The organism is Pseudoalteromonas sp. GB43 (assembly GCF_054923805.1).
On the sequence record NZ_JBPCHJ010000002.1, the window covers coordinates 676,119 to 693,503 of the forward strand.

9 protein-coding genes and 2 pseudogenes are annotated in these 17,385 nt (G+C 40.4%); 6 read left to right on the forward strand and 5 right to left on the reverse strand.

What is annotated here, in order from left to right; all coding sequences use genetic code 11:
* Positions 1-22 precede the first annotated feature (22 nt).
* Genes astD through ACRWSG_RS20475 form a run of 3 tightly spaced genes read right to left on the reverse strand, consistent with a single transcriptional unit; the run spans position 23 to position 3,803 of the window.
* Positions 23-1,495: a succinylglutamate-semialdehyde dehydrogenase gene (astD, locus tag ACRWSG_RS20465; protein ID WP_462167401.1), complete on the reverse strand. Its 1,473-nt coding sequence runs from the start codon at positions 1,493-1,495 to the stop codon at positions 23-25.
* 18 nt (positions 1,496-1,513) lie between these two features.
* Positions 1,514-2,548 carry an arginine N-succinyltransferase gene (astA, locus tag ACRWSG_RS20470; protein ID WP_462167402.1) on the reverse strand — a complete coding sequence of 345 codons (1,035 nt, stop codon included), beginning with the start codon at positions 2,546-2,548 and terminating at the stop codon, positions 1,514-1,516.
* Positions 2,549-2,594: 46 nt separating this feature from the next.
* On the reverse strand, positions 2,595-3,803 hold the full coding sequence (locus ACRWSG_RS20475; protein ID WP_462167403.1) for an aspartate aminotransferase family protein: 1,209 nt from the start codon (positions 3,801-3,803) through the stop codon (positions 2,595-2,597).
* Positions 3,804-4,007: 204 nt separating this feature from the next.
* On the opposite strand from ACRWSG_RS20475, the gene ACRWSG_RS20480 reads away from it, so the two are divergent.
* Entirely contained in the window at positions 4,008-4,436 is a 429-nt protein-coding gene (locus ACRWSG_RS20480; RefSeq protein WP_054554593.1) for an Lrp/AsnC family transcriptional regulator, read from the forward strand.
* Between the two features lie 28 nt (positions 4,437-4,464).
* On the opposite strand, the gene ACRWSG_RS20485 is transcribed toward ACRWSG_RS20480, so the two are convergent.
* Both ACRWSG_RS20485 and ACRWSG_RS20490 read right to left on the reverse strand, forming a co-directional pair.
* Positions 4,465-5,391, reverse strand: a complete 927-nt coding sequence (locus tag ACRWSG_RS20485) for a hypothetical protein (protein WP_138616545.1) — start codon at positions 5,389-5,391, stop codon at positions 4,465-4,467.
* Positions 5,392-5,439: 48 nt separating this feature from the next.
* Positions 5,440-7,353: a putative bifunctional diguanylate cyclase/phosphodiesterase gene (locus ACRWSG_RS20490; protein WP_462167404.1), complete on the reverse strand. Its 1,914-nt coding sequence runs from the start codon at positions 7,351-7,353 to the stop codon at positions 5,440-5,442.
* Positions 7,354-8,294: 941 nt separating this feature from the next.
* Between ACRWSG_RS20490 and ACRWSG_RS20495 the strand changes: the two genes are divergently transcribed.
* The 5 genes and pseudogenes from ACRWSG_RS20495 to ACRWSG_RS20515 all read left to right on the forward strand — a co-directional run bounded on the left by ACRWSG_RS20495 (position 8,295) and on the right by ACRWSG_RS20515 (position 17,380).
* A complete protein-coding gene (locus tag ACRWSG_RS20495; protein WP_054551968.1) occupies positions 8,295-8,594 on the forward strand; it encodes an isoamylase early set domain-containing protein in 300 nt (99 codons plus the stop codon).
* 8 nt (positions 8,595-8,602) lie between these two features.
* A complete protein-coding gene (gene malQ / locus ACRWSG_RS20500; RefSeq protein WP_194441374.1) occupies positions 8,603-10,579 on the forward strand; it encodes a 4-alpha-glucanotransferase in 1,977 nt (658 codons plus the stop codon).
* Positions 10,579-12,817, forward strand: a pseudogene (gene glgB, locus ACRWSG_RS20505) (1,4-alpha-glucan branching protein GlgB). Before malQ ends, glgB begins: the two are co-directional and overlap by 1 nt.
* Positions 12,807-14,865, forward strand: a pseudogene (glgX, locus tag ACRWSG_RS20510) (glycogen debranching protein GlgX). Before glgB ends, glgX begins: the two co-directional pseudogenes overlap by 11 nt.
* Complete coding sequence (locus ACRWSG_RS20515) at positions 14,858-17,380, forward strand: glycogen/starch/alpha-glucan phosphorylase (RefSeq protein ID WP_462167405.1); 2,523 nt, start codon at positions 14,858-14,860, stop codon at positions 17,378-17,380. The pseudogene glgX and the gene ACRWSG_RS20515 overlap by 8 nt, the downstream one beginning before the upstream one ends.
* Positions 17,381-17,385 lie beyond the last annotated feature (5 nt).

Genomic DNA, 17,385 nt, shown 5'->3' on the forward strand with positions numbered 1-17,385 from the left:
AGGCGGCGATGTCGCCAAACAATTATTCAATAATTAAGCCCGGCGCAAGGGTCTGTGGTAAGTTAACTTTTTCGGCTTCAACAGAAGCAACAGGGTATGCACAGTAGTCAGCAGCGTAATAAGCGCTCGCTCTGTGGTTACCACTGGCACCAATACCACCAAATGGTGCAGCGCTAGATGCGCCTGTAATTGGTCGGTTCCAGTTAACAATACCGGCACGAATACGTTTTAAGAAATGCTGGTAGTCATCGCTATCATCACTTAATAAACCAGCAGATAAACCAAATGAGGTGTTATTTGCTTCATTAATCGCGCTATCGAAATCTGTGTAGCGATAAACTTTGATAAGAGGACCAAAGTGCTCTTCATCAGGCATATCTTTAACAGCCGTTACATCAATAATACCAGGGCTTACAAAACCAGTGCCCGGCTCAAGATGCTTAAGTTCGACAAGAGAGGTTGCTCCCATATCAAGCAACTGCTGCTGAGCTGCAACCATACCTAGTGCTGCTTTTTCGCTGATCATTGCACCCATAAATGGTTGATCTTCGCTAAAGCTGTCGGCGACTTTAATTTGTTTTGTTGCAGCAATTATTTTTTCTAAAATTGCATCACCATTTGCCGAGTTCTCGATAAATAAACGACGAGAACAGGTACAACGTTGGCCAGAAGTAATGAAACCAGACTGGATAATGTCGTGAACAGCGGCACTTACATCTGCGACATCTTTTACGATCAGTGGGTTATTACCCCCCATTTCCAGCGCTAAAATTTTACCTGGGTGACCTGCAAATTGCTTATGTAATAGGTGACCTGTATTTGAGCTACCCGTAAAGAATAAGCCATCAATATCTTGATGAGAGGCAAGTGCAATACCTGTGTCTACTTCACCTTGCACAAGGTTGATGACACCGGCTGGTAAGCCTGCTTTAAGCCAAAGTTTTAAGGTGAATTCAGCAACATGTGGTGTTAGTTCTGATGGCTTAAATACAACGGTATTACCCGCTAAAATAGCTGGCACAATATGGCCATTTGGTAAGTGACCCGGGAAGTTATAAGGGCCAAACACTGCAACAACACCATGTGGCTTATGACGAATAAATGCTTTAGCGCCAGGCATTGGGTTTTCTGTGGTACCCGTACGCTCGTTATAGGCTCTGATTGAAATGGCGATTTTACCCGTCATTGCACCTACTTCAGTACGTGTTTCCCAAAGCGGTTTACCTGTTTCGCGGGCAATGATCGTTGCAAATTCTTCGCTATGCTCTTTAAGCTCTGCTGCAAAGTTTTCAAGAATAACGATACGCTCTTCAAGAGTCATATCAGCCCAGCCTAACTGCGCACTACGAGCTGCTTTGATTGCATCAGCGACTTGTTCAGCTGTGGCTGTTTTACCTTGCCAAACAACCTCGCCATTACTTGGGTTGATTGAACTAAAATCATGACCAAGGCCTGCTTGCCATTGGTTATCGATAAGTTGAGTTGTGACACTCATTTTAAACTCCTTAAGTGGTTACAAACGGAAAAACCGTGCTGCATCCCCTTGTTTTAATTTAAGTGCATCTGCCACTTCTTGGCTGACGATTAATGTGTGCTTAGCGTGGTTATAATGAGCATGCTTGGTGAATGTGGCTCTAAAATCATTCACGCCTTGGTTGCAAATAGCTAATGTATCTGAGCTTTGCTCATTGATATGCGCAAGTTCACCAATGCTGATAGGGCAAACTTGTGACTCACGGACACTGCGAATATTGCCAAGCTTTGCTTCTACCGTTGGCCCTGCATCGAATAGGTCGACATAACCACGGTGCTCAAACCCTTCTTTTTCCAAAAGTTTAAGCGCAGGCTTGGTTTTTTCATGAACCTTACCAATCACAGCTTGTGCTTTTTTGCTCAGTAAGTTGGCATAAATAGGGTACTTCGGCATTAACTCGCTGATGAAGACTTTATCGCCTAAACCGACTAAATGGTCAGCCTGTGGGAACTCAATGCTAAAAAAGTGTTCTTGTAACCACTGCCAAAAAGGTGAATGGCCATCTTCATCACTTACACCACGCATTTCTGCGATAATGGTGTCAGCAAAACGCTCGCTATGCTGGGCCATAAATAAAAAGCGAGAACGCGATAAAAAGCGACCTGTTAAACCTTTGCGGTTTTGCTCACGTAAGAACAAGGTACAAATTTCAGAGCAACCAGTGTAGTCATTACACATACTCAGAATATCAACCGTGTTATATACATTGAGAGTAGGTGAATGGTGAACAGTTTTACCTTGGTGGTAATGATATAAAGGAACCGACATTCCTACAGCAGCTTCGATAGCCGTTGTGCCGACAACATCACCCGTTTTACTGTCTTCTAAAACAAATAAATAGGTTTCGTCTTGTGGTTTATTAATGTCTTTTGCAAAACTGCGTTCTGCGCGTTCAATTTTTTCTTGTAGTAAATTGTCGTCAACTGGTAACGAGGTAAAACCATGACCAGATTCAACAGCAATTTGTTTTAACGCAGCAAAATCATTTGCTGTTATAGGACGTAATACTTGCATTAAGTGCACTCCAATGGCGCATGCTTTAAACATGCGCCAACTAGGATTAACCGTTTACAACGTCTGCAACCGCTTTTTCAAAGCGAGCTAACCCTTCTTTGATATCCTCTAATGGAATAACTAAAGATGGTGTAAAGCGCACAACGTTTGTACCAGCAACAAGGCTCATTAAACCGTGCTTAGTGCTTGCTACTAGGAAATCACGTGCACGGCCTTCAAATTTGCTGTTAAGTACTGCACCTAATAATAGACCTTTACCACGTACTTCACTAAATACGTCGTATTTTTCGTTGATTGCAGCAAAGCCATCGCGTAACAGCTGTTCGCGCTCTTTAACACCGGCTAGTACTTCTGCTGTGTTAACAGTATCAAAAGCAGCTTCAGCTACCGCACATGCAAGTGGGTTACCGCCGTAAGTAGAACCATGAGTACCTACTTTTAAATGCGCTGCAATGCTTGCTGTTGTGATCATCGCACCAATTGGGAAACCACCGCCTAACGCTTTTGCTGTTGTTAGGATGTCTGGTGTTACATCTAAGCCTTGGTATGCGTATAAATCACCTGTACAAACGCCAACACCTGTTTGTACTTCATCAAAAATAAGTAAAGCATTGTGTTTATCACATAATGCGCGAACACCTTTGATAAAATCGCTCGTTGGCGAAATGATACCGCCTTCACCTTGTAGTGGCTCCATCATTACGGCACAGGTGTTGTCACTGATAAGTGCTTCAAACGCAGCTAAATCGTTATAATCACAGTGATCAACAGCAGCAGGCTTAGGACCAAAACCGTCTGAGTAAGCCGCTTGACCACCTACGGTAACAGTGAAGAATGTACGACCGTGGAAACCTTTGTTAAACGCGATGATTTGGTTCTTTTGCTCGCCATGTACATCTAATGCCCAACGACGCGCTAATTTTAATGCCGCTTCGTTAGCTTCTGCACCTGAGTTTGCAAAATATACTTTATCTGCAAATGTAGCATCAGTTAACTTTTTAGCTAGGCGAAGCGCAGGTTCGTTTGTCATTACGTTTGATAAGTGCCAAATTTTTTCGCCTTGCTCTTTTAGGGCATTGACAAGAGCTGGGTGACAATGGCCTAAACAATTAACGGCAATACCACCTGCAAAATCGATAAATTCTTTACCGTTTTGATCCCAAACACGTGAGCCTTCACCGCGAACAGGAATAACCTCTGATGGGTTGTAGTTTGGTACCATTACGTCGTTAAAAAGTTCTCTTGTTACTTGCATTTATTACACCTAAATCTGGCTTAGTATGAAAAAAGTTAAATTGCAAAAAATAGGTCAGTTAAGCCGTTCCTGCCTAATTAAGCACGATGAGATTATTTTTCTTATCTATTTTTCTTATTATCTGGGTTAGGGACTTAAATTTGCAGTGCTATTTTGTGAAAAATGACTAAAATAAAAAGCAAATTAACGAAAAGAGTAGTCAAAGTGATAACTTCACAAGATGAAAAACTATTAGCTATCTTAAGAACCAACGCGCGTGCGAGTATTTCAGACCTAGCGAGGGCGCTTAACTTATCGCGCTCAACAGTTCAAAGCCGAATGTTAAAATTAGAAGAAACAGGGGTGATCAAAGGCTACAGCGTAGACTATGGAGATGCTTATTTGAGCCAAATGGTATCAGCCCACGTTTCGATTAAAGTGAAACAAAAATTGACCACTAAAACGAACCTTGAACTAAAGCAGATTGATGCTATTTCACAGCTCTATGCAATTAGCGGTGAATTTGATTTGATCGCCGTTGTGCAAGCTCAAAACCTTGAAAAGTTAAGCCACTTGTTAGATGACATTGGTAACCTAGATGGTGTTGAGCGAACAACGTCGTCGGTGATTTTAGAAACGAAGTTTAAGCGTTAACCTTTGATTTAGTTTTTGCCTATAGAACTTAATTTGTATCAGCTTGAGGCGCTTTGCGGATGACCTTCTTTTCGACTTCATCAAGCTTTATAACATAGGCATTACCACCAATGCCTTTAAACTCTTCGTCTGTAAAAACAATCGTGTTGTCATCGTAAAAAGTGATGGCTTCTTTTTGCGTAACAATACCTAAGTCAATACGTGATACATCACCAGAAAAAAACTTATCACCCCGAAAGTTCTCAAATAACCAAATACTGGTGGAATCAAGTAGAACCAACTTAGTTCTATCTGGGCTAAGCGCCGCGGAAGTGATCCAACAAAGCTTTTCCATGGTTGTGCAAGTTTTGAACGAATCAATTAACTGTGCATCAAAATTAGCTGCATGATCGCCAACTTTGTAAACTTTAGTAATGCCATCAAATGGCTCAGTACGATTTTTGGTAAATAGATATAAATGTCGCCCTAAGGCTACAAAGGCTTCTAAATCAAAATTTCGCTGATCAGGTTGGATGGGGCGGCCATCCATTTCGGGGTATGTAAACTTGATAATCTCTGCTTCAGTGGTGTCGCCTTTAATATCGATTGGATTTTCGATTTTATAAATGGTTAACCATTTTCGGTCGTTTTTGTTATTGCCAAAATCACCCAAAAAGAAATGACCAAATTTATTTTGCGTCATATCTTCCCAATCAATGTTTTTAGCATTGGTTACCAAGATTTCTTTTGCAATAGACCCATCTTGATTAAGGCGGTACAACTTGGGTTGATCGCCACTGTCGTTTATGGCCCAAAGTCGATTAAATTTATCAAATTCAATCCCTGAGATTTCTTTGACTTTGGGGTCTACAGACAATCTTTTCTTACTATAGAGAGTGTAAATAGATGAACCAATGAGTAGGCTAGTGATAGCGAAGGAAACTAAAAAAATGGTTAATAGGCTTTTTTTTAACATCAACAGGGTAAAAGTACAGATTAATAGCTGGGATTATAGCGGTTTATGCTATTTTTGTATATTCCAAACACCACGGTTGGTGGCTGATATAAAGTTTAAGTTATCTTGCAAAACTTTGTGCCCTACATTTAAAGATGACTCTGGGTGACTTATCAAATAACCTTGAATACTGTTGATACCCATAGATTTTACCAATTCAAATTGTTTTACATCTTCAACACCTTCAGCCACGACTTTTAAACCGAGCTTAGCACCTAGCTCGCTCACAGAGTGCATTATTTTATGGTATTTAGCGTTATCTTTAGCTTGCGATACGAATAGACGATCTAATTTAATAACATCAATTGGAAGATCTGCAAGCGTACTTAACGAGCTAAAGCCAGTCCCAAAGTCATCAATTGCGATAGTAATACCTTCTGCACGCAATTGTTCGAGTGTTTGAATAATCTTATTGCTTGCTTCAATAAAAGTAGATTCAGTGATTTCAAGCATTAATGCGTGGGCAGGGAGGCCTGTTTTTGATAGTTTATCCATAACCCAATCATAGATATTGCAATGCTTTAACTGTACTCCTGAGATATTTACAGATATTTTAACTTTTCTCATACCAGCGTTGTACCATGCCGACATTTGCCTACATGATTCGAGCATTATCCAGTCTCCAAGTTCTAGAATAATATTCGACTCTTCTGCGATCGGAATAAACTCCTCGGGAGAAATAAGTCCTTCTTTTGGATGCTCCCACCTAACAAGCGCTTCAAAATAATCAATGGCGCAGTCATCAACATCAACAATAGGTTGAAACGATAAATGAAAATTTCCGCTTGCAATTGCAAGACGCATTTCGTCAAGTAAATAATGATATCGCCTAATTTTCTTGCCCATATCAGGTGAATAGACTTTAAAAATGCCTCGACCATCGGTTTTTGCTCTATACATAGCAACATCAGCCATCTGTAACAGTGATTGTGGTGTGGCTGCACTATCTGGGTAAACCGCAATGCCTATACTTGCACTAATTTTTATTAGTTTATTACCTAAAACGAAGTCACGTTCTATTTCGTGTAAAACATTTTGCGCTACATCTAAGGCTCTATTTTTACATTCTTTAAGGTCAATAAATATCGAAAATTCATCACCACCTAGTCGGGCTAAGTTTTGATCTAGTTGGCTCGTCGGAGATAAGTTAGATAACTTATGGTGTCGCATTATGCTACTTAAGCGTGATGCGACTTGTATTAGAATTTCATCCCCAAAACTATGACCAAAAGAATCATTTACTTGTTTAAAACCATCTAAGTCAATAAAAAGTAATGCGCAACGATATTTTTGTCGCTCTGCGATTCTAAGTTGTTTGGCTAAATGCTCTATGTATGCGTGGCGGTCAAGCAGGTGAGTGAGCTTATCTTGAAATATACTTATTTCAGACTCTTTAGTGTAGTTAGTGATATGCGTGCTAAGAGCGTCATAGTTGACGCGGAGTTGCTCAATATGTGGTTGTTTAGCTGTAGAGCTGGTAGCTAAGTTTAGACTTTTAAGTAAATCAGATGCTTGAGTATTAAGCAATTTGAGAGTGTAACTCTCATTTCGAGTTTGTACTCTTATATTTACTATCCAGCTTACTGCCATTATCAATAATAATAGTATAATTATATTTATTGGAGCTAACAGTGTAGATAATATTATATCTGATGAAAGTGCCGCGACAGTCAGCCCTTGCTCAGAATTTATTACTATATAGGTTTCATTCTCTTTTCTTATTATGTTTTGCCCACTTAACAAAATATTATACCAAGCTGTTTTTGTTATCTGTGATTCTACACCAGTTAAATAGTACAGCTTTATTCCGCTATCAATATAATTTAAATCATTGATTTTTTTTGTTAATAAGATACTCATCCCATAAACGAAAGCAATTATGGTAATAATAATCGTGAATGAAGTTCGTATTGCATTTGTCATCTAGAGTACCATTTTGGTGCATTTTTATAAGTAGTGCTCACCTTTATAATGTCAGTAATTATATTGTTACAGATAAGTTAGCAAAAGCGTTTTATTGATAATGGTGTTTAGATTGGTACAAAATGTGAAAATTCACATCGTTTAGAGTATAAGCTCTATTTGTGGGGTGGTAGTGAGCTAATAATATTCGCTTAACGTTTACGATGTAAAATAAATTTACTTCACTGGAAAAACGTCCGGTTTTAAATTTTTAAAAGGTTTTTATTTTTATTTTAAAGCTGGGTCTGATGTTGGTTTTATAACTAGTTTTAAATTTTAAATTTACGATTTTGTACTTATTGTTTTTGTCTTTCTGCTTGGGTAGTTTTTAAATAAGTTAATTGGGTAGTAAAAATTAACGGTTGGTTTTGCTTTGTTTTGTAGGTTTTTTTCTGGAAGGAATAACGATTTATATATGTCTCATATAGATTTATATAATTTACCTTACAGAAACAATGTAATTTATTTTTGTAAATTATATGCTTATATTTTTTACGAAATGAAATAGTGTCTTTTTAGTGTTTTTGCTCTAATTGTTCACTTCAATTTAATTCACTTTACCCAACCCAATTTGTTATCTACTTTTTATAAGTCATTACGAGAGTAGATAAAACATACTGAAATTAAAGTGTATTTTATCATCAACTTGGTTCAGTTATTGCTCGTAATAATACAGCAATATGATTGTTGTAATTTTTGTTTAATTTACGCACTATCTTGGTGCGAAAAATAAACAGTTGCACTGTCATAATGCGTAAATATAGGTTTGATTTACTTAATGAACTTGATGATTTGGTAATCAAGTTTATGAAACCTGGAACGCACAGCCTCCGCTTATAGAGTCGTTGAATGCGGTACTGTGGCAAGGATTAATTTACCAATTGGTTGAATTGGAGCCCACTATGCTAAGCAAACGTTTTTTTAAAACTAAAGACGAAACCGAAGTTACTTTTGAATTTAAGCATCCTGATGCTGAAGATGTGCAATTAGTTGCGGAGTTTACAGATTGGCAGCCTGTGCCAATGAAGTTCAATAAAAAAGAGCAAGTTTTCAAATGCAAGCAGCGTTTACCACTTGATCAAGAGTTTCACTTCCGTTACCTAATCAATGGCGAAACATGGGACAACGACCACCAAGCTGATGGTTATATCCCTAACGGTTTTGGTACTGATAACAGCATTGTTAATACCCAGCGCGCTTAGGTGTTTTGATGCACTCACTTTCTCAGTTATATTACCTGCATGGCATAGGCTATGAATATACTAAATACACTGGTGAGCATGTTATTTTCGATGAAAGTACACGCAAGCAGGCGCTTAGTTGTTGCGGTATAGATACCCAAGATTCTGATGTAATAAACCAACTTAATTTTGCATTAGATGCAGGTACTTGGCTGAACTTGTTGCCTCATACAAGCATTATTGAGGCACACCATCCAATTTTGAAAGTACGCGTTGATGAGCGTTTATTAACACGCTCATGTACTCTAAGCGTGCCTTCGCTTGATATTCATTTTACTTGTGAAAACTTGCAAGGTTTAGCTGTATTAGGTGATTACGGCCTAAACGGCATTCGTTATCTTGAGCTTGCATTGCCAGTTCCTGAAATGCCAATCGGTTACCATGATGCACTCATTACAGTGGCAGATCAGCAAGCTCACAGTCAGCTATGGATCACACCTAAAGAAAGCTTTTCTATTGATGATAAAAAGCGTTTGGGCTTATCCATTCAGCTTTATAGCTTATGCAATGAAGAGGGGTTAGGAATTGGTGATTTCGCTGATTTAACAAAACTTATTAAAGCAGCCGCGACTAACAATATGGATTATGTGTTGCTTAATCCGCTGCATTTACTGTTTGAACACAGTCCTGAGAGGGCGAGTCCTTATAGTCCAAATAGCCGAGCGTTATTGAACCCGCTGTATATTGCTGTGTCATTATGCGAAGACGCCAAAAATAATAATGCACTTGATAAATTATTGGCAAATAAACCGCAAACCGATGCGACTTACATTGATTATACATCGGTTAGTGATTTTAAATATCAAGTGTTTAGCTGTTTATATCAACAATTTTGTGAGTTTGCTTCAGAAGAGCGAAAACAGCAGTTCGCTCGTTTTTGTGAAACCCATAAACACAGCCTGTCGACCATGTTGGTTGGCGACCGTGATTATGCTAGCTATTTACAATGGCAAGCTCACCTTCAATTAAATATCTGCCAGCAAGCTGCCCGTGATAGCGGTATGGCAATTGGCCTTATTAATGACTTAGCCGTTGGCTGTGCAGGTGATGGCAGTGAGTTCAAGAGCCAAAATGAGCTATTTGCCGAAAATGCACATGTTGGGGCTCCGCCTGATCCTTGGGCTGAACATGGTCAGAATTGGGGCTTGCCGGCACTGAATCCACAAAAGTTAAGTAAAGACAACTTTGCTTTTTATCGCTCACTTATCCGCGCCAATATGGAAGATGTGGGTGGTCTTAGAATTGACCATGTAATGGCAATTCGCCGTCTTTGGTGGTGTTTTGAGAATAATTCCCAGCAAGATGGTTGTTATGTTTATTATCCGTTTGAACAGTTATTAGCAGTGCTTAAAATTGAATCTCATCTTAATCAATGCGTCGTAATTGGTGAAGATTTAGGTGTGGTACCTAATGAAGTGCGTGAAGCATTAAAAGCAGGTGCAATCTATTCAAATGGGTTGTTCTACTTTGAAAAGGATTATCAAGGCGAGTTTTTAGCGGCTGAGCATTTTGCGCCTCATAGCCTTTTAATGATAGCCAACCATGATGTACCACCATTCAAAGGCTGGTGGATTGGCCACGATATTACGATTAAACAACAATATGGTTTGCTTGATGATGAGCAAACTCGGGCTCAATTCGATGCGAGAAACATTGAAAAGCATCGTATGCTTAATTTTATCGCACGAGAGTCACACCAGCATTTATCGTTAGAAACAGATGCCTTTACGGTTTATGAAGCGTTGGCATCCTCATTAGCGGCAGCACCAGCAAAGTTATTTACTATTCAAATAGATGACTTAGACCAGCAAATACTGCCTGTAAATATCCCCGGTACTGATAAAGAGTACCCAAATTGGCGGCGTTTATTGTCGCGTCCAGCTGCGCAGATTATCGAAGCGCAACAGTCATTCTTAGCCAATTTAATTTCGATAAGGAATCAATAATGCGAAGTCGTGTTCGTCAAGAGCAAAGTGCACAATCTGTTATTTATCAAAAACAAATCGATGCATTAGCCAGTGGTTGTTTTAGAGATCCTTTCAGCTTTCTTGGGGCGCATAAAAGTGGCCCTACAAGCTATGAAATTCGTTGCTTTTTGCCTGGCGCAAGCAGTGTTTCGGTTCTGCTTGGCACAGAAAAAATCGTTGCGCAGCAACAAGGTGATAGTCATTTATTTGTCGCAAATATCAAATCAAAAACGAAACCTGACTACCAGCTGGATGTTAGCTATAGCAATGAATTTACTCATCAACAATATGATGAGTACAGCTTTGAAAGCAGCTTAGATGAACAGGCAATGTATCTGTTTAATGAAGGCAGTTTAGAGTATGCGCATCAACATTTTGGTGCACATTTTGTGACTCAACAAGGTGTTGATGGTGTTCGCTTTACAGTGTGGGCACCGAATGCCAGTAGTGTATCTATTATTGGTGAATTCAACTATTGGCAGCGTAATCGTCATTTTATGCGTTTTCATCCTGCCAGTGGGGTATGGGAGTTATTTATTCCTGGGCTTAAAGAGCATCAATGCTATAAATTTGCTATCACCACTCTAACAGGAGAAGTGCTTGATAAAGCCGATCCTTTTGCGTTTAAGATGCAACAAGCACCGGGTACGGCGTCAGTGCTACAAAAGCTAAAAACAGGTATTCAGCTTTCAGAAAAGGCGTTAGCAAATCGTGCAAAACGAAACAGTGTTGATGCGCCTGTTAGCATTTATGAAGTGCATGCGGGTTCTTGGCAAAGACGAGATGACGGCGAGCGCTATCTCACATGGCGTGAACTTGCTGATAATCTTATTCCTTACACAAAAGAGCTCGGTTTTACGCACCTACAATTAATGCCAATCAGCGAGTACCCATTTGATGGTTCTTGGGGTTATCAACCCGTTGGATTATTTGCCCCGACCAGTCGCTATGGCAGCTTTGAAGATTTTGTTTACTTCGTCGAGCAATGTCACGAAGCAGATATTGGTCTCATACTGGACTGGGTACCTGGTCATTTCCCAAGTGATCCTCATGGTTTACATCGTTTTGATGGCACCCATCTATACGAACACGCTGATGTGAGACAAGGTTTTCACCCTGATTGGAATACCTATATCTACAATTATGACCGCGCAGAGGTTCGTAGCTTTCTGATTGCGAATGCAATGTACTGGCTACATGAATTTGGTATTGATGGCTTACGTGTGGATGCGGTTGCTTCAATGCTTTATTTAGACTACAGCCGTGAAGAAGGGCAGTGGGTTGCAAATCAATACGGCGGCAGAGAAAACTTAGGCGCTATTGAGTGCTTAAAACAAGTCAATATGCGCTGCTATGCGAAAAATCCGGGTATTATGATGGTGGCTGAAGAGTCAACTGCGTGGACCGGGTGTTACGCGCCAAGTTGACCATGATGGTTTAGGTTTTGGTTATAAGTGGAATATGGGGTGGATGAATGACAGTTTGCATTATATGCAGCGCGATTCCCTTTACCGTTCGCATCACCACCACGAAATGACCTTTTCGATGGTTTACGCCTACAGCGAGAACTATATTTTACCGCTTAGCCATGATGAAGTGGTGCATGGTAAAGGCTCATTAATTGAAAAAATGCCAGGGGACGACTGGCAAAAGTTTGCAAACTTACGTGCATATTATGCCTTTATGTGGGCGCATCCAGGTAAAAAATTATTGTTTATGGGTGCTGAAATCGCCCAGCGTAAAGAGTGGAATCACGACCAATCGCTTGATTGGCATTTACTTGAGCATATTAGCCACAGTGGCATGCAGCAAACGATTAAAGATTTAAATGCTGTTTACACTAGTACGCCAGCTTTATACGAGCAAGATACCAGCCCAGCAGGTTTTGCTTGGCTCGACAGCAACAATGCTGAGCAAAGTATGTTTAGCTTTATTCGCTATGCAAAGAAAGCAGAAGATTTTGTGGTTGTGATATGTAATTTAACGCCACAGGTGTATCACGACTACGTGATAGGTGTGCCAAAAGCTGGTACTTATCAAGTTATTTTGAACACAGATAAAGCGGACTATTTTGGTTCTGGCGTTGATGCAACTAGTCACGCAGAGCAAATCATTGTAAGCCAAGCGATTGAAAGCCATGGCTTTAATCAAAGCATCAGTGTGTCTTTGCCTGGTCTTGCGACAATTTACCTTAAGAAGGTGAGCGATGAGTCATAGTGTTGAACTCGAAGTTGGGGTGAGCTCGCCTTTAGGGGCATCTGTTGTTGGTGAGGGCGTAAACTTTGCTGTGTACGCACCACAAGCACAACATATGTCTTTATGCTTATTTGATAGCAGTGGTCATTCAGAAATTCTCACCCTAGCGATGCATATGAACGAAGGCGGTATCTGGACACTAAAAGTGAGTCCTCTGAAAAGTGGCGCCTTGTATGGCTTTCGCGCTGATGGTGAGTACGCACCCGAAAAAGGACTATTTTTTAATAATCACAAATTGCTGTTAGACCCTTATGCGCGTGATTTATATGGCGAGTTTACGTGGAGTGAACGTCACTATGGGCAAATGCCTGTAGGAAAGTTAAGCCAGGTTAACAATGCTATCGATATGCCAAAATCTCGAGTTCGTGAGTTGGCACCTTACACAGGTAAAAAGCCGAATCACAGCTGGGGTAAAACGGTTATTTACGAATGTCATGTAGTTGGTGCAACCTGTCGTCATCCTGAGATCCCAAAATCGTTACAAGGTAAGTTTTTAGGTTTAAGCCATCCTAGCTTTATTGAGCATTTACGCACTATTGGGGTGACTTGCCTAGAATTATTACCTATTCATGCATTTATCAGCGAGCAGTTTCTTACCGCTAAAGGTTTACAAAATTACTGGGGCTACAACACGCTTAACTTCTTTACGCCGCATAAAGAGTATCTCGTTAATGATGATATTAGTGAGTTTCAAGAAATGGTGGCAGCGCTTCACAAAGCGGACATAGAAGTAATACTCGACGTGGTTTATAACCACACTGCAGAGGCGGGCACAGATGGGTCCTATTTTATCATTACGTGGCTTAGACAATTTAGGTTATTACCGCACTGTTGCTGATAAACCGCAGCATTATATTAATGATACCGGCTGTGGTAACACGGTAAATATTGATTCGCCTCGTTCTTTACAGCTGGTACTTGATAGCTTGCGTTATTGGGTTGAAGTGATGGGGGTCGATGGCTTTCGTTTTGACTTAGCAACCATTTTAGCGCGTAACCCGAATGGTTTTAATCAGGCGCATGCGTTTTTCCAAGCGATTAATCAAGACCCAGTATTAAGCCAAGTTAAACTCATTGCAGAGCCTTGGGATATAGGCCCAGGAGGTTACCAATTAGGGGCTTTTCCGGCACCGTGGCGTGAATGGAATGATAAATATCGCGATACGATAAGACGCTTTTGGAAACAAGAACAGGGCGTAATTGGTGAGCTTGCAAAACGTTTACATGGTTCGTTTGACTTGTTTGAGCATAACCTACGTGGGCCGCTTAACAGTATCAATTTTATCACTAGTCATGATGGCTTTACGCTTGCTGATTTAGTTAGTTACGAGAATAAACATAACGAAGCCAATGGCGAGCAAAATCGTGATGGACACAGTGACAATCACTCATTCAATTGTGGCGTTGAAGGGTTTACCAATGACCCACAAGTGAGCAAATTACGCTTACAGCAACAAAAAAATATGCTGTTAACTTTGTTGCTTTCTAAAGGCGTGCCTATGCTTTCATTAGGAAGCGAAATGGCACACTCACAAGGTGGTAACAACAACGCCTATTGTCAAAACAATCGCACAAGTTGGCTTGCATGGAAAGACTCACAATTTAGTCATCCTCTTACACGTTTTATTGACGATGTTTTGCGCATTCGTAAGCAGTTCAGCATTTTTAAACACCGCTTTTTTGTTCACGACAATGACCCGCGTTATGACGTCGCGTGGTTCACTGAATCAGGCACCAATATGCAACAAGACGATTGGCATCAAGGCGATCGCCAGGTGCTGATATACAGCCTGACTGACAAGCACACAAATCAAGCTTTATTGATCATATTAAATGCAGGATCAGAGCCTGTAACTTGCCAACTTCCTAACTTAGATAAAGGAAAATGGCAGTTAGCGCTGACCAGCATTCATCCAATGTCAACTCAGTTTGTTGACAAGGAACACGAGATTGCTGCAATGAGCAGCTGGGTTTTTACCGCCAATTCAGAGGATCTTAATCATGGCTAAAAATGCCGATCAAGTATGTGTTGTTAAGGGCTGGCAGGATGCGCCTACAGTTGATGAAAGTACCTTAGACGATGATTTATCACGCCATTTTTATTACACCCTTGGACGTGACAAAGTAGGTAAATCACAACTGTATTTATACCATGCATTAGCATTAACTATTCGTGACCGATTAGTTGCTCGTTGCCGAGTAACAAAACAGCAAATTCATGAACAAAAACGCCGTAAAACAGCTTACTTGTCACTTGAATTTTTAATGGATCGCGCCCTTGGTAATGCGATTTTAAACTTAGATTTAGATGAGCAAGTAGCTAAGGCGTTGCAAGAATACTGCACCGAACTTGAGCAAGTTGCGGAGGCTGAGCATGATGCAGGTCTAGGTAATGGTGGCTTAGGGCGCTTAGCTGCATGTTTTTTAGATAGCTGTGCAAGTCTTGCATTACCAGTGGTTGGCTATGGTATTCGTTATGAATATGGCATGTTTAATCAAGCTATTGAAAATGGTCATCAAATTGAACAACCAGATAATTGGTTACGTGAAGGGCACCCGTGGGAGCTGAGTGCGCCTGAGCAATCAAAACGCGTAAAATTCTTCGGTCATGTTGAAAGCTATACTGATAAACAGGGTCGTGAACACCGTCAATGGCTAGATTCTCATGATGTCTTAGCTGTCCCTTATGATGTGCCGATTCCGGGTTACAAGAACGATATTGTAAACACCCTACGTTTATGGAAATCAGAAGCCACTGACGAATTTGATTTAAGCGAGTTCAATGCGGGTAGTTACTCAGAAGCTGTAGCGCGTAAAAACTTAGCTGAACAAATCACAATGGTACTTTACCCAAATGATAGTAGCGAGAACGGTAAAGAGCTACGTTTACGTCAGCAATACTTCTTATCATCGGCGAGTTTACAAGACATCATTGATACCTGGGTTAGCAAACATGGCGAAGACTTCTCTGACTTTGCTGATTACCATGTTTTTCAATTAAACGATACGCACCCAAGTATTGCTGTTGCTGAGCTTATGCGTATTTTGGTTGATGAGTATGAGCTAGATTGGCAAGAAGCGTGGTCTATCACGACTAAGACCATGGCTTATACAAACCACACTTTACTTCCTGAAGCATTAGAGAAGTGGTCAGTATCTTTATTTGCCCGATTACTACCGCGTATCTTAGAAATTATTTATGAAATCAATGCGCGTTTCTTAGCCGAAGTTGCGTTAGCTTGGCCTGGTGATGTTGAAAAACAGCGTGCACTGTCACTGATCGAAGAAGGCCCTGAGCCGCAAATTCGCATGGCATATTTAGCGATTGTGGGTAGTTATTCGGTTAATGGTGTGGCTGCACTTCACACTGAGCTGCTTAAAGCCGGCTTATTTAACGAGTTTTATCAGCTATGGCCAGATAAATTCAATAATAAAACCAATGGTGTAACACCGCGTCGTTGGTTAGCACATTGTAACCCTGAATTGGCAAAACTGCTTAATCAACACATTGGTGATGAATGGGTTGCTGACTTTAGCAAAATTAGCCAGTTACGCCGTCTATATGACGACCCTAAATTCCATAAACAATGGCAAGCTGTAAAGCACACTAATAAGCAACGCCTTGTTGAATTAGTAAAAAACCGCTGTGGTGTACAGTTTGACGCTGAAATGATGTTTGACGTGCAAGTTAAACGTATTCACGAATATAAGCGTCAGCTATTAAACGTACTGCACGTTATTCACCTTTACGATCGTATTCGCCAAGGCGATACAGCAAACATTGTTCCTCGCTGCGTGCTACTGGGCGGTAAAGCTGCACCAGGTTACTACATGGCGAAGAAAATTATTAAATTAATTAATAACGTAGCAGAAGTGATCAATAAAGATCCGCTTGCTAAACCGTATTTAAGAGTTGCTTTTTTACCTAACTACAACGTAACGGCCATGGAAACTATTTGCCCAGCAACTGATTTATCTGAGCAAATTTCTACAGCAGGTAAAGAAGCATCTGGCACAGGTAACATGAAGTTCATGATGAACGGTGCTTTGACTATAGGTACGTTAGATGGCGCTAACATTGAAATTCGTGATGCAGTGGGTGCTGATAACTTCTTCTTATTTGGTGCACGTGCAGAGCAAATTGACGATATCAAAGCACACTATAATCCTGAGCAGATTATTCACCAAACTGACAGCCTCTATAAAGTAATGCAATTACTTGAGAGCGGTCATTTTAACCTGTTTGAGCCTAATTTATTTGACGACATTATTGCGGCGATTAAGAGCCCGCACGATCCATGGTTAGTCGCTCATGATTTTGCCAGCTTTGTAGAAGCGCAAGAGCAAGTTGAACAAGCCTACTTAGATACTGCTCACTGGACAAAAATGAGTATTTTGAATACTGCAGCCAGTGGCATGTTTTCGAGCGATAGAACCATTAGTCAATACAGTGATGACATCTGGCATTTGGAGCCATTAATGGATACTAGTGTACAGCAAAACACACAGAAGAAAAGCAGCTAGCTTAA